This window comes from Haloferax sp. Atlit-4N, assembly GCF_003383025.1.
GTDB classification, from domain to species: domain Archaea; phylum Halobacteriota; class Halobacteria; order Halobacteriales; family Haloferacaceae; genus Haloferax; species Haloferax gibbonsii.
Genome location: NZ_PSYY01000001.1, coordinates 260,011 through 281,927, shown reverse-complemented (window position 1 = coordinate 281,927; position 21,917 = coordinate 260,011). Strand labels below are relative to the sequence as shown.

The 21,917-nt window shown below is 68.3% G+C and carries 21 protein-coding genes; 8 read left to right on the top strand and 13 right to left on the bottom strand.

The window, feature by feature from the left end; all coding sequences use genetic code 11:
• Positions 1–45: 45 nt before the first annotated feature.
• Both C5C07_RS01445 and C5C07_RS01440 read right to left on the bottom strand, forming a co-directional pair.
• Positions 46–2,154, bottom strand: a complete 2,109-nt coding sequence (locus tag C5C07_RS01445; RefSeq protein WP_004973790.1) for a minichromosome maintenance protein MCM — start codon at positions 2,152–2,154, stop codon at positions 46–48.
• A gap of 120 nt (positions 2,155–2,274) precedes the next feature.
• On the bottom strand, positions 2,275–2,880 hold the full coding sequence (locus C5C07_RS01440) for a hypothetical protein (protein WP_004973794.1): 606 nt from the start codon (positions 2,878–2,880) through the stop codon (positions 2,275–2,277).
• A 159-nt stretch (positions 2,881–3,039) separates the two neighbouring features.
• Here C5C07_RS01440 and C5C07_RS01435 point away from each other — a divergent pair, with 159 nt between their 5' ends.
• The 4 genes from C5C07_RS01435 (at position 3,040) to C5C07_RS01420 (ending at position 7,216) form a co-directional block, all read left to right on the top strand.
• Positions 3,040–3,618, top strand: a complete 579-nt coding sequence (locus tag C5C07_RS01435; protein WP_050458483.1) for a biotin transporter BioY — start codon at positions 3,040–3,042, stop codon at positions 3,616–3,618.
• Positions 3,619–4,320: an energy-coupling factor ABC transporter ATP-binding protein gene (locus C5C07_RS01430; protein ID WP_004973797.1), complete on the top strand. Its 702-nt coding sequence runs from the start codon at positions 3,619–3,621 to the stop codon at positions 4,318–4,320.
• Positions 4,314–5,018: an energy-coupling factor transporter transmembrane protein EcfT gene (locus tag C5C07_RS01425; protein WP_115804415.1), complete on the top strand. Its 705-nt coding sequence runs from the start codon at positions 4,314–4,316 to the stop codon at positions 5,016–5,018. Before C5C07_RS01430 ends, C5C07_RS01425 begins: the two co-directional genes overlap by 7 nt.
• A gap of 80 nt (positions 5,019–5,098) precedes the next feature.
• Entirely contained in the window at positions 5,099–7,216 is a 2,118-nt protein-coding gene (locus C5C07_RS01420) for a (Fe-S)-binding protein (RefSeq protein WP_115804414.1), read from the top strand.
• 58 nt (positions 7,217–7,274) lie between these two features.
• On the opposite strand, the gene C5C07_RS01415 is transcribed toward C5C07_RS01420, so the two are convergent.
• The 10 genes from C5C07_RS01415 to alaS all read right to left on the bottom strand — a co-directional run bounded on the left by C5C07_RS01415 (position 7,275) and on the right by alaS (position 16,986).
• Positions 7,275–8,237: an L-lactate dehydrogenase gene (locus tag C5C07_RS01415; RefSeq protein WP_004973803.1), complete on the bottom strand. Its 963-nt coding sequence runs from the start codon at positions 8,235–8,237 to the stop codon at positions 7,275–7,277.
• A gap of 196 nt (positions 8,238–8,433) precedes the next feature.
• On the bottom strand, positions 8,434–8,886 hold the full coding sequence (locus C5C07_RS01410; RefSeq protein WP_004973804.1) for a ferritin-like domain-containing protein: 453 nt from the start codon (positions 8,884–8,886) through the stop codon (positions 8,434–8,436).
• Between the two features lie 122 nt (positions 8,887–9,008).
• On the bottom strand, positions 9,009–9,383 hold the full coding sequence (locus tag C5C07_RS01405) for a VOC family protein (protein WP_115804413.1): 375 nt from the start codon (positions 9,381–9,383) through the stop codon (positions 9,009–9,011).
• A gap of 44 nt (positions 9,384–9,427) precedes the next feature.
• Complete coding sequence (locus C5C07_RS01400) at positions 9,428–9,751, bottom strand: ferredoxin family protein (protein ID WP_004973806.1); 324 nt, start codon at positions 9,749–9,751, stop codon at positions 9,428–9,430.
• Positions 9,752–9,868: 117 nt separating this feature from the next.
• The gene (locus tag C5C07_RS01395) at positions 9,869–10,564 is read right to left on the bottom strand and encodes a PGF-CTERM sorting domain-containing protein (RefSeq protein WP_115804412.1); all 696 of its coding nucleotides are present in this window, start codon (positions 10,562–10,564) and stop codon (positions 9,869–9,871) included.
• Between the two features lie 169 nt (positions 10,565–10,733).
• Positions 10,734–11,024, bottom strand: coding sequence for a hypothetical protein (locus C5C07_RS01390; RefSeq protein WP_004973808.1), 291 nt, complete (start codon positions 11,022–11,024; stop codon positions 10,734–10,736).
• Positions 11,025–11,132: 108 nt separating this feature from the next.
• On the bottom strand, positions 11,133–12,296 hold the full coding sequence (locus C5C07_RS01385) for an acyl-CoA dehydrogenase family protein (RefSeq protein WP_115804411.1): 1,164 nt from the start codon (positions 12,294–12,296) through the stop codon (positions 11,133–11,135).
• 214 nt (positions 12,297–12,510) lie between these two features.
• Positions 12,511–13,224 (bottom strand): type 1 glutamine amidotransferase, encoded by a 714-nt coding sequence (locus C5C07_RS01380; RefSeq protein WP_115804410.1) that lies wholly within the window; start codon positions 13,222–13,224, stop codon positions 12,511–12,513.
• Between the two features lie 114 nt (positions 13,225–13,338).
• Positions 13,339–14,115 (bottom strand): alpha/beta fold hydrolase, encoded by a 777-nt coding sequence (locus C5C07_RS01375; protein ID WP_004973817.1) that lies wholly within the window; start codon positions 14,113–14,115, stop codon positions 13,339–13,341.
• A 102-nt stretch (positions 14,116–14,217) separates the two neighbouring features.
• Complete coding sequence (gene alaS, locus C5C07_RS01370) at positions 14,218–16,986, bottom strand: alanine--tRNA ligase (RefSeq protein ID WP_115804409.1); 2,769 nt, start codon at positions 16,984–16,986, stop codon at positions 14,218–14,220.
• 122 nt (positions 16,987–17,108) lie between these two features.
• On the opposite strand from alaS, the gene C5C07_RS01365 reads away from it, so the two are divergent.
• Positions 17,109–17,594, top strand: coding sequence for a TspO/MBR family protein (locus C5C07_RS01365; RefSeq protein ID WP_004973820.1), 486 nt, complete (start codon positions 17,109–17,111; stop codon positions 17,592–17,594).
• 147 nt (positions 17,595–17,741) lie between these two features.
• Positions 17,742–19,991, top strand: coding sequence for a GAF domain-containing protein (locus tag C5C07_RS01360; protein ID WP_193363452.1), 2,250 nt, complete (start codon positions 17,742–17,744; stop codon positions 19,989–19,991).
• Between the two features lie 63 nt (positions 19,992–20,054).
• On the opposite strand, the gene C5C07_RS01355 is transcribed toward C5C07_RS01360, so the two are convergent.
• On the bottom strand, positions 20,055–21,038 hold the full coding sequence (locus C5C07_RS01355) for a replication factor C small subunit (protein WP_004973825.1): 984 nt from the start codon (positions 21,036–21,038) through the stop codon (positions 20,055–20,057).
• Positions 21,039–21,143: 105 nt separating this feature from the next.
• Between C5C07_RS01355 and samp2 the strand changes: the two genes are divergently transcribed.
• Positions 21,144–21,344 carry a ubiquitin-like modifier protein SAMP2 gene (samp2, locus tag C5C07_RS01350; RefSeq protein ID WP_004973827.1) on the top strand — a complete coding sequence of 67 codons (201 nt, stop codon included), beginning with the start codon at positions 21,144–21,146 and terminating at the stop codon, positions 21,342–21,344.
• A gap of 8 nt (positions 21,345–21,352) precedes the next feature.
• Entirely contained in the window at positions 21,353–21,841 is a 489-nt protein-coding gene (locus C5C07_RS01345; protein ID WP_115804408.1) for a GNAT family N-acetyltransferase, read from the top strand.
• Positions 21,842–21,917 lie beyond the last annotated feature (76 nt).

The window sequence follows — 21,917 nt, the reverse complement described above, 5'->3', positions numbered from 1 at the left end:
GTACAGTGCGGAGTTCGTGACAGTCGAGAAATCGAAGGCGGCCGCTCAGGTCGCGCGGTAGACGTCGCCGCGGGGCTCGTAGATGTCGCCTTTCATCTTGAGCTTGTCCAGCTGGTCGTTGACCGTCTTCTCGTCCATGTTCAGCTCGCTGTTGGCGCGTTCGAGGACCTCCTCGTGGGGCGCGCCCTCCTCGTACTCCTCCTGCATGGTGCGGATGAGTTCGAGCAGGTTCTTGATGCGGTCGCGCTGGGTCTTCGAGCGGCCGGTCTCGACGATGTCGGCGTCGAACTCGCCGGTTTCCGGGTCCATGCCGATGTCGCGCAGGCAGGACTCGACGATGCCCGTGACGCGCTCTGCGTCCTCGCGGGTCACCTTGTCCGAGAGGCGGACGCGAGCGGACGCCTCGCCGAGCCGGACGAGCGCTTCGAGCTTCCGGGCGGTCACGGGGACGGGCGCGTCCTCGTCGGCGCCGCGGGCGCGGAAGTCCACGTAGAAGTCGCGGATGACCTGCTTCGCCTCGTCGGTCATCGTCGGGTAGCAGGTGCGCTTCGAGTAGGCGATGTACTTGCGGAGGAGCTCCGCGTCGATGGTGGGCGCGACCTCGTCGGTGACGGCGTCGACCTGCTGTTCCGTGAACTCGGAGTTGGCGACGTTCGTCCGCTGGGTGTTCAGCTCGCCCGCGTAGTTGGTCTTGAGGATGTGGTCCGCGAGCTTGGAGTCCTCGTCGGGGTCGGGGTCGTCGGTGACCGTGAAGATGAGGTCGAACCGGGAGATGAGCGCGGGTTCGAGGTCGATCTGCTCGCCGATTGGCTCGTACTGGTCGAAGCGGCCGTACTTCGGGTTCGCCGCGCCGAGGAGCGAACACCGCGACTTCAGCGTCGCGTTGATGCCGGCCTTGGAGACCGAAATCTGCTGTTGTTCGAGCCCCTCGTGCATCGCGGAGCGGTCCTCGGGCCGCATCTTGTCCAGCTCGTCGACCGCCGCGATACCCTTGTCCGCGAGGACGAGCGCGCCGGCTTCGAGCGTCCACTGCTGGCCATCGCCGAAGTCGTCGCGGACGGCGGCGGCGGTGAGACCCGCCGAGGACGAACCCTTGCCGGAGGTGTAGACCGACCGGGGAGCGATATGTCTAATGTATGACAACATCTGCGATTTGCCAGTTCCGGGGTCCCCTATCAGCAGCATGTGCAGGTCGCCGCGAATCCGCGACCCGTCGGGCAGGTGTTTCGTGACGCCCGAGAACAGTTGGAGAATCATGGCCATCTTCTCCTGCTCGTAGCCGTAGATGGCGGGCGCGACGGACTCGACCATCTTCTCGTAGATGGCCGGGTCGTTCGAGAGTTCGACGATTTCGGCCACGTCCTCGTCGGATATCTCCATGTCCTCGAACTCCTCGTCCTCGATGGTGAGCGAGATGCCCTCCATGTAGTAGTCGAAGACGGGCGTCTTCTCGTTGCCCGAGGTCTGCTGTTCGATGTGGAGGATGCCGACCGCGGTGACGTGGTCGCCGGCGGTGACTTTGCCGGTCACGTCGTCCGAGAGGTTGATGTCGATGCTCTGCGGCGTCTCGCCCCCGCGCAGGCCCTCGGGTGACTCCTGGACGCGCAGCTTCTGGGAGTCGATGAAGTTCGACTGGTCGAAGTCGATGCGGAACGGCCCCTGACGCTCGCATCCCTGACACTCGTGTGGTTCCTGAAAGCCGCCGTCGCCCTGCGGGATGTAGCTCATCGTCCCGCAGCGCTGGCACTCGAAGGCGGCCTCCGTGATTTTCGGGCGCACGTCGGTCGCCTTGCGGACGATTCCCTGCACCGAGATGAGCGTCCCGATGTGGTCGTCGTTGACCCGGATGTTCCGGATATCGACCGTCTCGGGGAGGTTGCGCATCCGGACGTGCGCCTGACCGAGCTTCACGTCCGCGGGGAGGTCGAACAGGCGCAGTGCCTCCTCGGCGTACTCCTGGAACTGGCCGGGCTTCGTGATGTAGTCGTCGGCGAGCTCCGCGTCGAACCGATAGAGGTCGTCGTAATCGATGTACAGCGACCGCTTTTCCTTCGGATACTGCTGTGCGAGTTTTCCGATCTCCTCTCGATAGTAGTTGCGGTAGAACTCGATGAACCGCTCCGTCAGGTCTCGGTTCTGGGGGGCCTGCGCCATCGCACAAGGGTATGTCCCCAATCGGTTAAGAACCTTCGTCGTTCGGCCGACCCTCCGTCGTCCCGACGGGTCGGCCGCGCGCCGGGACTCGCGCGGCCCGAGGGGTCACAGCGGCCGCCGCTACAGCGACACGTCGGTCTCGATGTCCTCGGTCGCCTCGCGGAGTCCGTCGCGGCGGGCGTCCTCGGCCATCCGGTTCGAGAGGTCGTCGTCGGTCAACAGCTCCGCGAAGTCGTCGCGGAAGCGGTAGTTGGCCCGGCTCGAGCGGATGTCGGCCTCGGCGGCGGGGCGGCACTCGGCGACGACTTCGACGGGCACGTCGAGCGTCTCGGCGATGGTCTCGTCGTCCGCGCCGTCGACGAGCAGGTTGTCGAAGCGGTCGGCGTCGAACGGGAACTCGCGGTCGGCGTCGCGGACGAGGTGGAGGTCGAACCGGGCGGTGCGAATCGCCTCGGGCGACGCGTCGAGTTCGACCGCGAGGTCGGCGTCCGCGTCGCCGTCGAAGTAGCCGACGACGAGCGCGACGAGCGCGTCGTCGTCGAAGTCGGTGTCGAACGCGTAGCGCTCGCGCATCGTCGCCACGGTGTCGCGGACGCGCTCGCGGACCGCTTCGGGGTCGTCCACGTCGGCGAGCGACCCGCGCGACTCGGACTGCTGTTCGGTCACGGTGTCCGACCCAGTCGCCTCGATGAAGATGTCGCGAAGCTCGGCGGTCTTTTCGTCCATACCCGGAGAATGGCACGCCCAGCGTCTTTAATGATGCTGACCCGGGAGCCGCCGAGCGCCGGGAGGCGACTCGAATCGGCCGACGAGACCGAGGGCCGACCCCGCCCACGCACTCTGTAAACCGATAAGTTAAACAGGGTTTACGAGACAGCGATGGACATGGCAACTGAACACGAGTCAGTCGAACTCGTCGGCGACGAACTCGTCGGCAACATCGCCCGCGCCGCCCTGTTCGCGGCGCTCATGGGCGCGGGCAGTTACGTCTCGTTCCCGAACCCCGTCTCGCCGATTCCGGTGACGATGCAGGTGCTCGTCGTCTTCCTCGCGGGCATCTTCCTCGGCCCCGTCTGGGGCGGCGGCTCCATCGCGCTCTACCTCGCGGCCGGCGGCCTCGGCGCGCCGGTGTTCGCCGGCGGCTCGGCCGGGCTCGCGCCGCTCGTCGGCCCGACCGCGGGCTACCTCTGGGCGTACCCGGTCGCCGCGGTCATCGTCGGCCTCGTCGTCCACGGCGGCGTCGACATCGGCGACTACCGCGTGAGCACCGCCCGGCTCGTCGGCGCGATGGTCGCGGGCACCGTCGTCGTCTACGCCTTCGGGACGCTCGGCTTCGCGTACGTCCAGAGCGTCGGCCTCGAATCCGCCTTCTGGACGGCCTCCGCCGCGTTCATCCCCGCTGAGGCGTTCAAAATCGCCGCCGCGGTCGGCATCGTCCGCTCCGACGCCATCGCCGCCCAGTAGATGATTCGCGTCGAGGGCCTCGTCCACCGGTACGGCGACACGGTCGCGGTCGACGGGGTCGACCTCGCCATCGACGACGGCGAGTGCGTCATCGTCGCGGGCGCGAACGGCTCCGGCAAGACCACGCTCGTCCGGCACTTCAACGGCCTGCTCGACCCCGACGAGGGCTCGGTCTCGGTCAACGGCCGCTCCGTCTCGGACCACCTCGTCGCCGCCCGAACCGCGGTGGCGATGGTGTTCCAGCACCCCGAGGACCAGCTCGTCGCGGCGACTATCGGCGCTGACGTGGCGTTCGGCCCGGAGAACCTCGGGCTCGACCGCGACGAAATCGACCGCCGCGTCCGCGAATCGCTCGCCGCGGTCAACCTCGACGGCCGGGAAGACGAGCGCGTCGACGCCCTCTCCGGCGGCGAGGTCGAACGCCTCGCCATCGCCGGCGCGCTGGCGATGCGACCCGACCACCTCGTCTTGGACGAACCGTTCACCGGCCTCGACGAACCCGCCCGTCGCTCCGTGCTCGCGCGCCTCCGCGACCTCCGCGCCGAGGGGACGAGCCTCGTCGTCGTCACGCACGACCTGCGCGACGTGGCCGAACTGGCCGACCGCGTGGTCGTCCTCGCCGACGGCGACGTCGCCCTCGACGCCGCGCCCGACGAGGCCGCAGACCGCCTCCCCGACCTCGACGTTCGCCCGCCGTGTTGACCTACGAACCGGGCGACAGCCTCGCCCACCGACTCGACCCGCGGACCAAGCTCGGGGTGCAGGTCGGCTTCGCGGCGGCCGGCTTCGCGCATACCACACCCACCGGGCTCGTCGCCCTCGGCGTCGTCGCCGCGGGCTGTCTCCGCGCCGCCGACACGTCACCCGTTTCGGCCCTCAGCGACCTCCGCTACGCGGTTCCGTTCCTCGCGCTCGGTCCGGTCGTCGAGGCCGCCCGCCTCGGCGCGCCGTGGTTCGACCCCGAGGCGGCCGTGGACCCGGCGCTCGCCAGCGTCCGCGTGCTGCTCGTCTTCTTCGTCGCGGCGGCGTACGTCAGGACGACGCCCGTGCGCGAGTCCCGCGCGGCGATTCAGCGGCTCGTCCCGGGTCGCGTCGGCGTCGCGCTCGGCGTCGGCGTCGCCCTCGTCTTCCGGTTTCTTCCCTTGGTCCGCCGCGACCTGCTCCGCGTCCGCGAGGCGCAGGCCGCCCGCCTCGGGAGCGAGCGACGGCTGGACGAGCGGCTCTCGCTCGTCGCCGCCGGCGGCCTCCGGCGGTCGTTCGCGCGGGCCGACGCGCTCGCGCTCGCCCTCCGCGCGCGGTGTTTCGCCTGGAACCCGACGCTCCCGGAGATTCGGTTCGGCCGGCGCGACGCGCCCGGGCTCGTCCTCGCCGTCGCGCTCCTCGCCAGCCTCGCGCTCTGAGGTCGCCGGGGCGCTCGTAATCCGCCGACCGACACGCCTCGGGTGGCAAGATTTAACCCTCCGTTCTCCGGTGATTGATTATGGACTTTGCGGCACAGGCGGATGTTACGCGAGAGACGTTCTGGACGATTAGTCCGGTCGGCGAGGCGCTCTTCTACGGCCTCGCCGCCATCGCGTCGCTCGTCTTCCTCTACGGGGTGTACGAGCGGTTCGCTCGATACGCGCGGGGTGGTGAAGACCCGTTCGACCGGCTGTCGGACCTGCCGGGACGGACGGTCCGGGCGGCGAAAGTGGTGTTCTCCAACGAAAAGCAGTTCAAGCGCGACCGGTTCGCCGGCGTGATGCACGCCTTCATCATGTGGGGCTTCCTGACGCTCCTCATCGGGACGACCATCCTCGCCATCGACATCGACGTGTGGCGGCGGGTGACGGGCAGTTCCTTCTTCGTCGGCGACTTCTACCTCTCGTACTCGTTCGTCATGGACCTCATGGGCCTGTTGTTCGTCGTCGGCGTCGGGATGGCGCTGTGGCGGCGCTACGGGGTCCGACACCCGCGGCTGTGGGGCAAACACACCGGCTTCGAGGACGCCGCGTTCGTCTGGACGCTGTTTCTCCTCGGCGTCGGCGGCTACGTCCTCGAAGGCATCCGCATCGTCGGCACGGAGTTCCCCGAGTTCGAGACGGTGAGCTTCGTCGGCTACTTCGTCGCCCTCGTGTTCGACGCCGGGGGCATGAGCCAGGGCCTCGCACAGACGCTCTACTGGTTCGGCTGGTGGTCCCACGCGCTCCTCGCCTTGGCGTTCGTCGCCGCCGTCCCCTACGCCAAGCCCCTGCACATGCTCACCTCCTTCGCCAACATCGTCACCGCCGACGAGAAGGCGGGCACGCGCCTCCCGAAAGTGCCGGCCGACACGCCGCCGGACGAAATCGGCTACGTCTCCGAGGACGACTTCTCGTGGAAGGCGATGCTCGACATGGACGCCTGCACGAAGTGCGGCCGCTGTACCGACGCCTGCCCGGCGAAGGCCTCCGGCCGCAACCTCGACCCGCGGGACGTGATTCTCGACCTGAAGACCTACCGCGAGTCGGTCGACGCCGGCGGCGACTCCATCGACATCGTCGCGGACGGCGGCACTTCCGTCGTCGACGCCGAATCGATGGAGTCCTGCATGGCCTGTATGGCCTGCATGGACGCCTGTCCGGTCGATATCGAGCACCTGACGCACTTCACCGAGATGAACCGCCGACTCACCGAGACGGGCCAACAGCAAGAGCCGGTGCAGGAGGCGATGATGAACATCTTCCAGAACGGCAACGCCTTCGGCGACCCCCAGCGCAAGCGGCCCGACTGGACCGAAGACCTCGACTTCGAGGTGCCCGACGCCCGCGACGAATCGGTCGAGTTCCTCTGGTACGTCGGCGACTACCCCTCCTACGACGAGCGCAACCGCGCCGTCGCCCGCTCGATGGCCCGCATCTTCGAGGAGGCGGGCGTCTCCTACGGCATCCTCTACGAGGACGAACAGCACGACGGCAACGACGTGCGCCGCGTCGGCGAGGAGGGCCTCTACGAGATGCTCGTCGAGGACAACGTCGCCGCGATGGCCGACTGCGACTTCGACAAAATCGTCTGCACCGACCCGCACTCGTACAACACGTTCAAAAACGAGTACCCGGAGATGGACGACTCGTTCGACTACCCGGTGTACCACTACACCCAACTGGTCGAGCGCCTCGTCGGCGACGACCGCCTCGGCCTCGCGGGCGACGAACTCGCCGCCCAGACGGTGACGTACCACGACCCGTGTCACCTCGGACGCTACAACGGCGAGTACGAAGCGCCCCGCGAGGTCATCCGCGCGACCGGCGTCGAACTCGCCGAGATGCCGCGCAAGCGCGACCAGTCGTTCTGCTGCGGCGGCGGCGGCGGCGGTCTCTGGATGGACCACGAAGAGGAGTCGAAGCCGTCCGAAGAGCGCCTGCGCGAGGCGCTCGACGACACGACCGGCGGCGTCGAACGCTTCGTCGTCGCCTGCCCGATGTGCGCGACGATGTACGAAGACGGCCGCAAGACCGGGAGCTACGAGGACGATATCGACATCGTTGATATCTCCGAACTCGTCGTGGAGGCGCTCGACGCGAAGGCCGCCGCGACGGCGGACGCGGGCGCGGATACGACCCCCGCGTCGGCCGACTGAGTCGGCGGCGCGGCTGTTCTGTCCTGTCCTGTCCTGTCCTGTCCTGTTTTCCGCTCTTCTATGCTACGTCCAAGCGGTCGATGGACTCGCGGATGACATCGGCCGACTCGCGGAGCGCCGCCGTCTCGTCCGCCGAGAGGTCGAACTCGTGAACGTCGCGGACGCCGGTTTCGTTGACGGTGCACGGGAGGCTCATGTAGACGCCGTCGATGTCGTGTTCGCCCGAGACGAGCGTCGAGACGGTGAGAATGGAGTTGTCGCCGCCGAGGATGCGCTCGGTGGTCGCGGCCACCGAGCGCGCGACGCCGTAGTTCGTCCGCTCCTTGCGGTCGATAATCTCGTAGGCGGCCTCGCGGACCTCCGTCTCGACGCCGGCTTTGAGTGCGTCGACGTCGTCGACGCCGTGGCTGGTGGCGTACGACTCGAACGGGATGCCGCCGAGGTTCGCCGAACTCCAGACGAGAACCTCGCTGTCGCCATGCTCGCCGACGACGTAGGCGTGGACGTTCGCCGGGTCGAGGTCGAACTCGCGGCTGAGCGAGTGGCGGAACCGCGACGTGTCGAGGACGGTTCCCGAGCCGATGACGCGCTCGGCCGGCAGGTCCGACACCTTCCACGTGACGTACGAGAGCACGTCCACGGGGTTGGTGACGATGAGCATCACGGCGTCGTCGTTCAGCCCCTCGGTAATCTGCGGAATCATGTCGGCGAAGATGTCGGCGTTCCGCTCCATCAGGTCGAGGCGGGTCTCGTCCGGTTTCTGGCTGGCACCGGCGGTGACGATGACCACGTCGGCGTCCCAGCAGTCCTCGTAGTCGCCCGTCCGGACGCGGACCGGCGACGTGAAGTACGAGCCGTGGTTGAGGTCCATCGCCTCGCCCTCGACGCGCTCTTTGGCGACGTCGACGAGGACGATTTCGCCGACGAGACTGCTCTCCATCAGCGCGAACGCCGTGCTCGACCCGACTGCGCCGGCACCCCCGACGATTGCGACCGTACCCTTGCCGCGTTCAGTGCTCATACCCGTCGTTCGAGCGACCGGTGGATAAAAACAAAGCCCCGTTTCGAAGAACTGGGAGTACTACTTTTGTAACAGACGATTGTTTGTTAGATATCTCTCCGTTCCGGCGCGTTTTTTGAAATGAAGAATTTCGGAGTCGTAGGTTCCGCAGGCACTACACGAACGTCGCGAGCGCGGCCGGCCGCCGCGTGCGGGGTTACTCGCGGTCGTACTCTTTCTTGAAGCCGCGGAACTCGGTCCGGTGGGCCTCCTCGTCGGCGAGGATGGTCACGGCGAGGTCCTCGGTGACGGGGTCGTTGGCCTCCTCAGCGGCGTCGATGAGCGCGCGGTAGGTCTCGATGGCGTCCTCCTCGGCGGTGAGGACGCCGTTGATGACCGCGAGCACGTCCGTGCTGTCCTCCGGCGGCTGGAGGTCGTGCTGGCGCGCCTCGAAGGTCGCCGAGCCCGGCGGCTGCTCGTCGAGCTGCTTCAGCCGGTTCCCGAGCTGCTCCGCGTGGGTGAGTTCCTCCTGAATGTCGGTCTGGAGGGACTCCTTTATCTCCTCCGCCCGGACGCCGTCGAGGACGATGGAGTTCGTCATGTAGTTCATCACGGTCTCGATCTCGTCCTGATAGGCGCGCTTCAACAGCGCGGTTACGTCCTCAGACATAGCGACTTCGTATTGACGCTCTGGCAACAAATACCTGTTCGCCGCGGCGAGCCCGTCGGGTGGGTGAAGCGTCGGCGTCGGCGAAAATCAGCGGTCGAGGCGAGTCGGTACCGCGGGTGAGTTCAGTCTTCGATGGAGACGATTTCGACGACGTAGCCGTCGGGGTCCTTCACGAACGCCGCGCGGGCGTTCACCGGGTCGATGTCCACCGGCGGCTTCACGATATCGGGCGACTGCGCCTCGACGATGTCCTCGAAGGCGCGGTCGGCGTCCGCGACCTCGACGGCGACGTGGTCGATGCCGGCGGGTTCGACGCGCGCCGACGAGGTCGGGTCGTACTTGAACTGCAGTTCCATGTCGGTGTCGTCGCTGCCGACGTAGACGTTCCGGACGCCGTCGAGTTCGAACTCGTTGGTCTGTTCGAGACCGAGGTCGGCGTAGAAGGCGAGCGTGGCGTCGATGTCCGAGACGACGAGGGCGGTGTGGATGAGTCCCATGGCGGACGCGACGCGGCGGGGAGAGATAACGTCTGGTCTTCGTGTCAGGCCTGCCGCGAGGCGTCCACGTCGATGGCGTCGACGGGACAGATGTCGACGCAGAGCATGCAGTCGATGCACTGGTCTTCGTTCGTCGGTTCGACCTTCTGCTCGCTCACCGGGTGGTCGGGCGTGTCGACCCACGTGAACACGTCCACGGGGCAGTTTTCGAGGCACGCGCCGTCCGCGAGACAGATGTCGTAGTCGACGGCGACGTGGGTGCCGTGGATGCCGAGTTTCTCCGGCGGGTCGACGGGGCCCCAGACGGCGACGCCGTTTTCCTCGCCCGCTCGCTCCCGGTTCTGGTCGAAGTTCGAGTCGATAGCCATTGCCGGGCGTTGGCCGTACCCGGTACTAAAACGTCCGCATCGGCGACGAGAAAAATCGGGGACGGAGTCGTGATTGCGGGTGGTTTCGGAGTCGGTTCCGACCGACGACCGGGGGCGCTATCGGCGGACCGCGAGGAACGCGGCCGCGAGGAGCGCCACCACGGCGAGCACGGCGCTGAAGCCGGGAACGACGGTGTCGCTGGTGCCGGTCGCGGTGGTCGCCGACGTGTTTGCCGTCGTCGTCTCGGTCGTCTCGCCCGCCGTCGTGGTCGTCTCGGTGTCGGTCGATTCAGTCGTCGTCTCGGTCGTCTCGGTCGTCTCCACCGCTTGGAGCGAGAGCGTCGCCGTGTCGGTCGAGTTGTTCGCCGGGCCGAGCGCGAGCGAGTAGTCGCCCGCGTCGAGCGTCGCCGGGAGCGTCTCGGTCGTCTGCGTCGCGTTCACCGAGTCCTCGCCGGCGGCGGTGAGGTACGACGAGGCGTTCGCCTGTCCCGCCGTCGAGGTGTTCAGTTCGAGGGTGACGTTGCCGTCGCGGTCCTCGTCGACCACCGTCGCGTTGACGGCGAAGTTCACGTCCTCGCCGCCGATGCGGAGCGGGACGGTGTTGTTCTCGCCGGCCAGCGCCGCGGACGTGTTGTTCGCGTCCGCCGCGCCGGAGAGCGTGATGGAAACCACCTCGCCCTGTTCGGCCGTGTACGCGTCGTCTGTGAACTCGTAATGGCCCGAGGCGGCCGCCGCGGGCATCACCGCCGCCGCGAGCACGGCGGCGACGAGGAGGGTCGTCGTCAGTAGCGCGGATCGGTTGGAGGGTCGCATCGACCACCTCTTTTCAGAGGGAAGGTAAGTTACTTTCTATGTCTTAATGTCAAACGATAATCGGTATCGGGCGGGCGGGCGGGCGGGAGGACGGCGAGACGCGAGCGCGGCCGCTCGGGGCCTCGGTGGAATCGAAAGGAAGTCAGCGGGCCGGACGTCCGTCGGGCGACTACGCCCGCGCGGCCTCGATGTGCTCGAGAACGCGCGAGATGTGGTGGTCGTCCCGAGCGGGCGCCTGTTTCCGATAGGTTCGGAGGGCGTCTACGAGATAGTCGAGTTCGGCGCTGTCGAAATCTTCGTCGCCGGCCTCGACCCGCGCGAGCAGGCCTGGGGCCGGCGTCGGCTCTTCGTCTGCATCGACCGCCCGCTCGATGGCGTCGAGCAAGGCGGCGTGGACGACCCACGTCTCTTCGCGAGAGAGGTCGAGCGCCGTCGGACGGTCCTGGGCCGATGTGGTCATTGTGGGGCCTCTATCGTAACCTATGGGCGGGGAGATATAAATGTATGTGTACTGTTGTCATGCGTCACGCACAACAGCGAAAGCCACGGGGGCGTCCGCTCCCGAGCCCTAGTGGAATGCTTCGATTCCCGTCAGGTCCGCGCCGAGGACGAGCGTGTGGATGTCGTCGGTCCCCTCGTAGGTGTAGACGGTCTCGATGTTCTCCATGTGTCGCATCGGCGAGTAGTCGGTCGTGATGCCGTTGCCGCCGAGCATCTCGCGGGCGGTTCGGGTCACCTCGCGGGCGACGCGGACGTTGTGGCGCTTCGCCATCGACACCTGCTGGTGTCGCAGGTCGCCGCGCTCTTTGAGGTCGGCGAGGCGGTGGGCCATCAACTGCGCGTTCGTTATCTGGGTCGCCATCTCGGCGAGTTTGCCCTGCTGGAGTTGGAACCGCGCGATCGGCCCGCCGAACTGGTCGCGGTCCTTCGCGTACTGGCGGGCGTCCTCGAAGGCGTCGCGGGCCGCGCCGACGACGCCCCACGCGATGCCGAACCGCGCCTGCGTGAGACACGAAAGCGGCCCCTTCATCCCCTCGACGCCGGGGAGTACGTCCTCCTCGGGAACGCGCACGTCGTCGAGGCCGATTTCGCCCGTGACCGACGCGCGCATCGAGAGTTTCCCCTCGATTTTGTTCGTCGTCACGCCGTTGCGGTCGGTCTCGACGAGGAACCCGCGGACCGGCGACCCCTCGGCCGACACGTCGCGCGCCCAGACGACCGCCACGTCCGCGATGGGCGAGTTCGTAATCCACGTCTTCGAGCCGTTGAGGACGTAGCCGTCGGCGTCGCGCTCGGCGCGGGTCTCCATCCCCGACGGGTCCGAGCCGTGTTGCGGTTCGGTCAGGCCGAAACAGCCGACCGCCTCGCCCGACCCGAGTTTCGGAAGCCACCGCTGTTTCTGCTCGTCGGAGCCGTAGGCGTGGATGGGGAAGATGACGAGCGACCCCTGCACGCTCGCCATCGACCGGAGGCCGGAGTCGCCGGCTTCGAGTTCCTGCATCAGGAGGCCGTAGGCGCGCTCGCCGAGGCCGGGGAGGCCGTATCCGTCGAGGTTGGGCGCGTAGAAGCCGAGTTCGCCCATCTGCGGGATGAGTTCGGTCGGGAACGTCCCGGCCTCGTAGTGCTCGCCGATGTCGGGTTTGACCTGCTCGTCGACGAAGCGGCGGGCCTCGTCGCGGACGAGTTTCTCTTCGCCGGTCAGGTCGCCCTCCAATCCCAGATAATCGAGCATGATAGACCCTGCGACCGGCGCGGTGAAAAGCGATTCGCTCGGTCGATATTCGGGGGAGACGGACGACCGAAAAGTCGGTGACGAAAGCGGGTCGGGCGCGGCTCGGCGGCGGGACGGGCGCGGCTCGGTGGCGGCTCGGATGCGACTCGGCGGCGGCTCAGATGCGGCTCGGGTACGACTCGAAAACAGCTCGCGACCGCGACTGTCGGAACGTTCAGGCCGCCGATTCGACCGACTCCGCGTTCGTCCGGTTGACGTAGGTGACGAAGTTGTCGAACAGGCGCTTGGCCTCGCAGGCGGCGGCGTAGTTCTCCGGCGTGATGCCGTCGATGACCGACCGAAGCCGCTCGTCGGGGAGGAAGTCCTTCTGCCTCGCGATAGCCTCGGCGGTGTCGGTGTCGTACTCGGGGTGGAACTGGACGCCGAAGGCGTGGCTCCGGCGGAACGCGTGGACGCCGAACTCGTTTTGGGCGAGGAGTTCCGCGCCCGGCGGGAGTTCGCTCACCCGGTCGCCGTGGGAGGTGAAGACGGTGAAGCGCTCGCCGATACCGGCGAGGATGTCGTCCTCGTCGTCGGCGCGGGTACGCTCGATTTCGTTGTAGCCGAGTTCGAACTCGCCCATGTCCTCGACGGTGCCGCCGAGGGCCGCCGCGACGACCTGGTGACCGAAACAGACGCCCAAGAGGGGGAGGCCGCGCTCGTCGGCGTCGGCGACCCACGACACGAGGTTCCGAATCCACGCCTCGTCCCAGTAGACCGACGACGACGAGCCGGTGATGACGACGCCGTCGTAGTCGAAGTGGTCGGGGAGGCGGCCGTCGGTCACGTCGAACTCGACGAGGTCGGCGTCGAGTTCGCGCCTGAAGTTTCGGAACGTGCTCGAATCGCCGTGGGAGGCGTCCAAGAACGCGAGTCGCGGGCGGGTCATCGTGGAGAGACAGTCGGTGCGGCTCTAAAGAAGTTGCGCCCGGAACGCTCTCTGCCGGCACCTGGGACGGGGGGCGTCGGCGACGAACCCGGAGCGAACGCGACGGAGCGCCGCTCAGTCGTCGTCGAGCGATTCGAGAAAGGAGACGAGCGCGTCGTTGACGAGCCGCGACCGCTCGACGGTGACGAGGTGTCGCGCGCCCGCGAACGACTCGAACTCGCCGCGCGGGAGTCCCTCGGCCAGCGCGCGTCCCCCCTCGACCGGCCAGACCGGGTCGTCGCCGCCGTGGAGAACGAGCGTCGGAACCGTCACCTCGTAGAGCGGACCGGCGTCGTAGTCGGCGACGGCGGCGGCCTGCGCCGCCCACGCCTCGGGGTCGGCGTCTTCCCGTTCGCGCCACGAGACGAGTTGCTCGACCACGTCCGGCTGTTCCGCCCGAAACTCCTCGGAGAGCGCCGGCGCGAGCGACTCGCGGAGCGCGGCCGGGTCGTCGGGCGCGGCGGAGAGCGGTTCGGGGTCGATTTCCGCGCCCGAGGCGGCGGTGCCGACGAGAACGAGGCTCCGAACGCGGTTCGTCGTCCGCGCGGCCTCCAGCGCGACCAGCCCGCCGAGGCCGAACCCGACGAGGTGGGCCTTCCTGACGTTCGCGTCCGCGAGGACGGCAACGAGGTCGGAGACGAGCGTCTCGACCGAGTACGGCCCCGCGGGGGCGTCGGAGCGGCCGGCCCCGCGGAGGTCGGTCACGAGGCTCTCGTAGGGGCCGGCGACGGCGGCGTGCTGCCAGCCCCACTGCCACGCGCCGTAGCCCGCGTCGCCGACGAAGGCGACCGTCTCGCCGTCGCCCTCGCTGTCGTAGTACAGTTCGACCCCGTCCGCGACTGCCGTGGGCATACCGGGGGCTCGGCGGGCGAGCGACTTAGGGCGTCCGTCTCGCGGACGCGGGGAACGCGGAAGCGAAATCGAAAGCGAACTCGGGGAGGTCGCGTGACCGACTCAGGCGTTCAGGACCGCGCGAAGCACGTCGGGCGCCTCGTCGAGCGCGTCGTCGAGCGCGTCGACGTCGGGGCCGCCGCCCTGCGCGAAGTCCGCGGGGCCGCCGCCGCCGCCGCCGACCTTCCCGGCGAGTTGGCCGACGACCTGCCCGGCGTTGACGCCGACGCCGTCGGGAACGCCGACGACGAACTGGGCGCTCCCGCCCGCGGCGGAGCCGAGGACGGCGACTTTGCCCTCCTCGACCAGCGCGTTGGCGGTCGCGCGGAGTTCGTCCGCGTCGCCGTCGAGGCGCTGGACGACGGCGGGCGTCCCGTCGATGTCGATTTCGTCGGCCCCCGCCGCGGCGCGCGCCTCGGCGAGTTCCGTCTTCAGGCGGTCGATGGTCTTGCCGCGCTCTTTCCACTCAGTGAAGAAGCGCTCCGCCGTCTCGGGCACGTCCGCGGGGTTCACGTCGAGCACGTCGGCCGCGCCGTACAACGCGTCCTCGGTGCGCTGGGTGGCCTCGATGGCCGCGTCGCCCGCCGCGAAGACGACGCGCTCGACGCCGTCCTGAACGGGCTCCGTCGTCAGCACCTTGATGACCCCGATGTCGCCGGTGCGCTTGACGTGGGTGCCGCCGCAGGCCTGCACGTCGGTGCCGACGTGGATGAGGCGAATCTTCTCGCCCGGCGGGATACCGCCCTGATAGAGGTCGAAACCGTACTTCTTCTCGGCGTCGCGGCGGTCCGGCCACTCCTGTTTGACCGGGATGTTCCGCATCACGAGTTCGTTGGCGACGCGCTCTATCTGCTTGACCTCCTCGCGGGTGATGCGCTCGTAGTGGGTCACGTCGAGCCGCGAGCGGTCGACGCCCTTCGACGCGCCGGCCTGCCGGATGTGGTCGCCGAGGACCGTCCGGATGGCGTGGCCGATGACGTGGGTCGCCGTGTGGTGGCGCATGAGCCGACGGCGGCGTTCGGCGTCGAGCTGACCGCGGACGAACTCGCCCTTGCCGGGGTCGTCGTCGGTGCGGTGGAGCACCACGTCGCCCGCTATCTGCACGTCCGTCACCTCGACCGTCGCGTCGTCGGTGGCGAGCGAGCCGTGGTCGGCGGGCTGGCCGCCGCCTTCGGGGTAGAACATCGTCTGGTCGAGGACCACGTCGTAGCCCTCCTCGCGCTCGAACACGTCGAGGACGACGGCCTCGAACTCGGTGCGCTCCTGGTCGTCGTAGTAGAGCTTGTCCGTCGCCGGCAGGTCGCCGAGGCGGTCGTCGCGCTCCGCGGCCTCGTCCTCGCCGTCGACCTGCTCGTGGCGGTCGGCGACGAGCGAGTAGAAGTCGTCGGGGATGTCGACGGTCGCGCCGCGCTCCTCGGCGATTTCCTGCACCATGTCGGGCTGGATGCCGTGGGAGTCGTACAGCTCGATGAGCTCGTCGAGCGGTATCGGCTCGTCCTTGTCGGCGTACTCGTCGGCGAGCTGCTGGACCTTCCGGGAGCCGCGTTCGAGCGTCTTTCTGTACTTGCGCTCCTCGCTGCGGACGATGTCGCGGATGGTGTCGCGGTTCTGGTAGTCGAGGCGCTCGGCCTGCATGTCCACGAGCTCGTCGAGCGGGGCGTCCACGCCGAGGTTGTCCACGAGGCGCTTGGTGCGCCGGAGGACCATGCGGGCGAGGTAGCCCGTCCCGACGTTCGAGGGGACGATGCCGTCGCCGAACATGTACGCGAGGGTGCGGCAGTGGTCCGCGATGGCGTAGATGTCTTCGAGCGGGCGGAGCAGGGCCGTGAGTTCGGCCTCGTCGACGCCGAGTTCGCCCGCGACCCCGGCGCGCGCGGTTGCGAGGTCGTCGATTTCGTCGATGTCGAGGTGGCCCGAGAGTTTCGCCGCGCGGTGGATGAGTTCCTCCTCCTCGTCGGTGTGTTCGATGCCGACGTTGTCCTTCAGGAACTCTATCATGTCGGGGTAGACGGCCTCGTACACCGTCGGCGTCCCCTGGGACACCCACGTCCACCGTTCGAGCCCGTAGCCGGTGTCGACGATGTAGGTGTCCATCGGCGAGTAGGTGTTGCCGTCCTTGAGTTCGTACTCGCCGTCCGGGTCCTGCTTCATCGACATGAAGACGAGGGTGGCGAGTTCGGCGCCGCGGTAGAGGACTTCGAAGGCCGGTCCGGCGTTGCCGCCGCCGACCCACGGGTCCTCGATGTAGGTGATTTCGGAGATGTCCGCGCCGAGCGACTCGAAGAACTCGTCGCAGAGGCGGACCGTCTCGTCCTTCCAGTAGACCTCGCCCTCGTAGGCGTACTTGTCGCCGGCCTCCTCGCGGGCGTTGAACGCGTGGTGGGCCATCATCTCGAACGCCATCGTGTGGCGGCCGGTCTTACCCACGTTGTCGATGTCCTGCATCCGGATGCAGGGCTGGGAGACGGTCAGCGGGTTGGCCGGCGGCGGCGTCTCGCCGGACGTGACGAGCGGCTGGAAGTCGTAGATAGATGCCTGCGTCAAGAGCACGTCGTCGCGCCAGCGGTTCGCGGCGACCGGGTAGGGGTCGATGCGCTCGTGGTCGTGTTCCTCGAAGAAAGAGAGGAACTTCTCGCGCATCTCTTCGAGAGTGTACTCCTCGTCGAAGCCGGGGTTGTCGATGAAGGTGTAGTCGTCGGCGGGCGGTTCACCGCAGGTCTCGCGGTCGGGGTCTCGTGTCCAGAAGTGGACGCCCGTCACGGGGCACTGCTTCCGGTAGAAGCCCTCCTCCTCGAAGTAGTCGAGGCGGTACTCCGCTTCGAGTTCGCTCATTGCCAAACTCTGGTCTACCGTCGGGTAAAACAGTTCCGGGAAATGGGCGCAGACGCCCGATTCCCCTCAATTTCGCCCGCACGGGCCGTGTCGTTCTTTTCCCTCCCGAGCCAACGAGGAGTATGGAACTCGCCTCGCTCCGTCGGCGACCGGCGGTCGAACTGCTCGCGTGGGTCGTCCTCGCGCAACTCGCGGGCGCCGTGGGGAGCGTCTTCACCGTGACCGCCATCGGGTCGTGGTACGCGACGCTCGCCCGCCCGTGGTTCGCCCCGCCGAACTGGGTGTTCGGCCCGGTCTGGGTGACGCTGTTCGCCCTGATGGGCGTCGCCGCGTGGCTCGTCTCCCGGAGCGACCACCCCCGCCGCGAGCGGGCGCTCGCCGTCTTCGTCGGTCACCTCGTCGTCAACGTCGCGTGGTCGGCGGCGTTCTTCGGACTGCAGTCGCCCGCGCTCGGCCTCGCGGTCATCGCGGTCCTCATCCTCGCGATTCTGGCGACGATGCGCGAGTTCGACGCCGTCGACCGACGCGCCGCCGCGCTCTTGGTCCCCTACCTCCTGTGGACGTGTTTCGCCACCGCGCTCAACTACGGCTTCTGGTCGCTAAACTGAGTAATCCGGGACGGCGTTCCGGCCACGGCCCCGACGCGAACGACGCACGGCGCGTTCTTGGTGATTGGAAACATGCCGCAACGATTATAGTTCTCGTTATCGTTCGATAGGGAGACTGCCGTGCACGCGACGGAACCAACGGTTTTCGTGGACGACGACTTCGACGATATCGACCTCGGCGACGGGGTCACGGTGGCGTCAACGAGTGACGAGAACGACCCGTCCGACGCCGCCTGCGTCGTCGTCACGGACCCCGACGCGCCGGTCCCCGACGACGTGCCGACCATTCTGTACACCGACGTCCCGCCAGCGACTGTCGAGCGGCCCGAGCGGTTCGACGCCTACGTCAGCCGCGGCGACCGCTCCGGGCTCGAATCGCAGGTTCGATGGGTGCTCGCGTCGACCGCCGACAGAGACGCCGAAGCGGTGGCGACGGCCCGAAACGACGCCGAGTGGGACCGGCTCAAGCGGCTCTACGAGGGGACGACGGACCTCATCACGGCCGAGACGGTCGACGAACTCTACGAGCGCGCCATCGGCCTCACGGAGCACATCCTCGAGTTCGACAACACCTCGTTTTTCGTCCACGACGGGGACGACTTCTACGTCGCCGCCAACAACGACGACATGGCCGGGACGGGGCCGATTCCCTCGGACACGGGCCTGCTCGGGGAGACGCACCGGACCAAACGCTCGTTTCTCGTGGACGACGTGCGCGACCACCCCGAGGCCGACCCCGACGACCCCGCCTACCGCTCGGCGGTGAGCGTCCCGCTGGGCGACGACGGCGTGTTTCAGGCCATCTCCAACGAGGTCGGCGCGTACGACGAGACCGACCTCACGCTGGCCGAACTCCTCGTGTCCTACGTCTCCGAGACGCGGAGCCGAATCGAGTCCGAGGCCGCGCTTCGACAGAGCCGCGAGCAGATAGAGCGGCTCCACCGGGGAGCCACCGAACTGGCCGCGGCGACGAGCCTCGACGAACTGTTCGAGCGGACCGTCGAAATCACGGACGACATCCTCGAGTTCGACATCAGCTACGTGGGCGTCGTCGAGGGCGACTACATCGTTCCGGCGGCCATCTCGTCCGACGCGCCGGCCGACGGCGCGGAGCGCGTCCCCCTCGACGACGGGGGCATCGCGGCCGAGGTGTACCTGTCGGGGGAGACGGACATCACCGACGACGTGCGCGACCACCCCGAGGCGCGGCCGGTCAAGCGGATGTACCGCGCGGTCCTGAGCGTCCCCATCGGGGACCTCGGCGTCTTTCAGGCGACGACGTTCACGCCCGGCGCGTTCGACGAGCGAGACGCGGAACTGACGGAACTCCTCATGGCGCACGTCGCGGTCACTGCCGAGCGCATCCGCGCGGAATCGCGGCTCAGGGAGGAACGCGACCGCTCGACCGCGCTGTTCGAACACGTCTCCGACGCCGCCGTCGCCTACGACGTCGAGGGCGGCGCGCTCACCGTCCGCGACGTGAATCGGGCGTTCCAGTCGATTTTCGGCTACGACGCCGACGACGTGGTCGGAAGCGACCTGCTCGGGCGAATCGTCCCGCCGGAGCCCGACCCGGACCCGGTTCCCGAACCGGGCGCGGACGAAACCATCCCCGAACTTCTCGTCGCCGCCGGCGAAAGCTACCGCGGCGAGGTCCGCCGTCGGACCGACGGCGGCGTCCGCGAGTTCATCCTGAACGTCGTCCCGCTGTCTCCCGGCGAAGAGCGCGGGTCGGGGTACGCCATCTACACCGACATCACGGAGCGGAAGACCCGCGAAAGCGAGCTAGAGCGACAGAACGAGCGATTGGAGGAGTTCGCGAACATCGTGAGCCACGACCTGCGGAACCCGCTTTCGGTCGCCCGCGGGAACCTCGACCTCGCCCGCGAGACCGGCGAGGAGTCGCGGTTCGATACGGCCAAGCGGGCGCTCGAACAGATGGAAGAGCTCATCGACGACCTCCTGTCGCTCGCGCGCCGCGGCCAACTGGTCGACGAGACCGAACGCGTGGACCTCGCGAGCGTCGCCCGGCAGGCGTGGGCGACGACCGAGACCGCGGACGCCGAGTTAGTCACCTGCCAGTCGGTCGTCGTCGACGCCGACGAGGACCGCCTCGCCGAACTGCTCGCCAACCTCTTTCGGAACGCGGTCGAACACGCCGGAAGCGACGTTCGCGTCGACGTCGGCGGCGTCGACGGCGGCTTCTACGTCGAAGACGACGGCCCCGGCATCGACCCCGAGCGCCGCGACGAGGTGTTCGAGCCCGGCGAGACGACCGGCGACGACGGCATCGGCTACGGGCTCGCAATCGTCGAGTCCATCGCCGAGGCCCACGGCTGGTCGGCTATCGTGACCTCGGGGACGGCGGGCGGCGCGCGCTTCGAGTTCCGGGCGTGAGGCGAAAACGAGGAGAGACCGGGGAGCGCGGCGGCCGGCGCGGCCGGTTCGGTCCAGTTCGGGTCAGTTCTGCGAGAGCGCGAGCGACGCGAGGAGCGCTTCGAGTTGGACCTGCTCGTTCGCGCCCTCGGAGATGCGGTAGTCGGCCTCGCCGATGCGCTCCATGAGGCGGACGGCCTCGCGCTCGTCGAGGTCGAACTCCCAGACGGAGCGGTGAAGCTGGTCGATGATGTCGCCGCCGGCCATCCCGGTGTCGACGATGAGCGTCTCTAACTGCTTGCGCGCGGTCGTGAACTCGCCGTCGATGGCGGCCCGGACCATCTCCTCGATGTCCTCCGGGCGGGCCGTCGAGGTGATCATGTAGACGGCCTCCTCGTCGACGACCTCGCCGGTCGTCGCGGCGGCCTGCAGGGAGTTGATGGCGCGGCGCATGTCGCCGCCGGCGGCGTAGACGAGCGCGTCGAGGCCGTCCTCGGTGACCTCGATGTCCTCGGCCGCGGCGATGTCGCGGACCTGCTCCGCGACGGCGTCGTCACCGAGGGGGGAAAAGCGGAACACCGCACAGCGCGACTGGATGGGGTCGATAATCTTCGAGGAGTAGTTACACGAGAGGATGAAGCGCGTGTTGTCGGAGAACTGCTCCATCGTCCGGCGGAGCGCCGACTGGGCGTCGTTCGTCAGCGAGTCCGCCTCGTCGAGGAAGATGACGCGGTAGTCGTGGCCGCCGAACGACGAGCGCGCGAAGTTCTTGATGCGGTCGCGGACCACGTCGATGCCGCGCTCGTCGGAGGCGTTGAGTTCGAGGAAGTTGCCGCGCCAGTCGTCGCCGTAGATGGCGCGGGCGATGGCGGTCGCGGAGGTGGTCTTGCCGACGCCCGCCGGTCCCGCGAACAGGAGGTGCGGCAGGTCGTCGCGCTCGATGTAGCTCCGCAGGCGCTCGACGATGTCGTCCTGTCCGTAGACGTCGTCGAAGGTCTGCGGTCGGTACTTCTCGATCCAGATCTCACGACCCGCCGGGGCGTCGCCCGACTCCGCGGCCTCGCTCATATCCGTTCTACCGACCGCCCCGCACATAAACCGTGCGAGACGGAGAGCGCCCCCGGGCGACGCCGAGCCGACGGACTGAAACCCGCGCCCGACCCACGAGCGACCATGAACGTGACCGTCGAGGTCGTCGGCGAGGAGACCAGCGAGGTCGCCGTCGGCGACGGCGGGACCTACGCGGACCTTGTGCGGGCGGTGGACCTCAGCCCCCACGAGGTGACCGTCCTCGTCGACGGCCGCCCCGTCCCCGAAGACCAGCCCGTCGAAGTCGACCGCGTGAAGGTGCTCCGCCTCATCAAGGGCGGGTAGTCGGCGGCATGGACGACACCGCTAGGGCTGACGACGACACCGCTGGGGCCGACGACGACACCACCCGGAGCGACGACGGAGTCCGCGTCCGCGAGGGCGACCCCGAGGAACTGGTGGCCGTGATGCGCGTCCTCGACGCCGGACTGCTCGAAGCCGACGCGGGCGACGTCCGCGACCGACTGGCGGCGGGCGACTGTCTCGTCGCCGAGGCGTCCGGCCGCGTCGTCGGCGCGCTGGCGCTCGACGGCGACTACATCGAGGCCGTGGCAACCTCCCCGAGTCGACGCGGGCGGGGCGTCGGGACCGCGCTCGTCCGGGCGGCGTTCGGCCGTCGGGGGCGACTCGTCGCCGACTTCGACGGGGGCGTCCGACCGTTCTACGAGTCGCTCGGGTTCGACATCGAGGCGCGGGATGGGGATGGAGGTGAGGACGCGGAAGCGGCCGCAGACACCGGCGCGGGCGACGACCGGTTTCGCGGCGTCCTGCGGGACGAGTAGCAGCCCCATGATTGTTGAGTGTTACCAACCGACACAGATTTAGCCGCCGGTCGTCAAGGGTTAGGGAGTCAAGCCC

Bases quoted from the DNA above. Each gene is read 5' to 3' on its own strand.
- C5C07_RS01445 (WP_004973790.1), bottom strand. From the start codon at position 2,154: ATGGCGCAGGCCCCCCAGAACCGAGACCTGACGGAGCGGTTCATCGAG.
- C5C07_RS01440 (WP_004973794.1), bottom strand. From the start codon at position 2,880: ATGGACGAAAAGACCGCCGAGCTTCGCGACATCTTCATCGAGGCGACT.
- C5C07_RS01435 (WP_050458483.1), top strand. From the start codon at position 3,040: ATGGCAACTGAACACGAGTCAGTCGAACTCGTCGGCGACGAACTCGTC.
- C5C07_RS01430 (WP_004973797.1), top strand. From the start codon at position 3,619: ATGATTCGCGTCGAGGGCCTCGTCCACCGGTACGGCGACACGGTCGCG.
- C5C07_RS01420 (WP_115804414.1), top strand. From the start codon at position 5,099: ATGGACTTTGCGGCACAGGCGGATGTTACGCGAGAGACGTTCTGGACG.
- C5C07_RS01415 (WP_004973803.1), bottom strand. From the start codon at position 8,237: ATGAGCACTGAACGCGGCAAGGGTACGGTCGCAATCGTCGGGGGTGCC.
- C5C07_RS01410 (WP_004973804.1), bottom strand. From the start codon at position 8,886: ATGTCTGAGGACGTAACCGCGCTGTTGAAGCGCGCCTATCAGGACGAG.
- C5C07_RS01405 (WP_115804413.1), bottom strand. From the start codon at position 9,383: ATGGGACTCATCCACACCGCCCTCGTCGTCTCGGACATCGACGCCACG.
- C5C07_RS01400 (WP_004973806.1), bottom strand. From the start codon at position 9,751: ATGGCTATCGACTCGAACTTCGACCAGAACCGGGAGCGAGCGGGCGAG.
- C5C07_RS01395 (WP_115804412.1), bottom strand. From the start codon at position 10,564: ATGCGACCCTCCAACCGATCCGCGCTACTGACGACGACCCTCCTCGTC.
- C5C07_RS01390 (WP_004973808.1), bottom strand. From the start codon at position 11,024: ATGACCACATCGGCCCAGGACCGTCCGACGGCGCTCGACCTCTCTCGC.
- C5C07_RS01385 (WP_115804411.1), bottom strand. From the start codon at position 12,296: ATGCTCGATTATCTGGGATTGGAGGGCGACCTGACCGGCGAAGAGAAA.
- C5C07_RS01380 (WP_115804410.1), bottom strand. From the start codon at position 13,224: ATGACCCGCCCGCGACTCGCGTTCTTGGACGCCTCCCACGGCGATTCG.
- C5C07_RS01375 (WP_004973817.1), bottom strand. From the start codon at position 14,115: ATGCCCACGGCAGTCGCGGACGGGGTCGAACTGTACTACGACAGCGAG.
- alaS (WP_115804409.1), bottom strand. From the start codon at position 16,986: ATGAGCGAACTCGAAGCGGAGTACCGCCTCGACTACTTCGAGGAGGAG.
- C5C07_RS01365 (WP_004973820.1), top strand. From the start codon at position 17,109: ATGGAACTCGCCTCGCTCCGTCGGCGACCGGCGGTCGAACTGCTCGCG.
- C5C07_RS01355 (WP_004973825.1), bottom strand. From the start codon at position 21,038: ATGAGCGAGGCCGCGGAGTCGGGCGACGCCCCGGCGGGTCGTGAGATC.
- samp2 (WP_004973827.1), top strand. From the start codon at position 21,144: ATGAACGTGACCGTCGAGGTCGTCGGCGAGGAGACCAGCGAGGTCGCC.
- C5C07_RS01345 (WP_115804408.1), top strand. From the start codon at position 21,353: ATGGACGACACCGCTAGGGCTGACGACGACACCGCTGGGGCCGACGAC.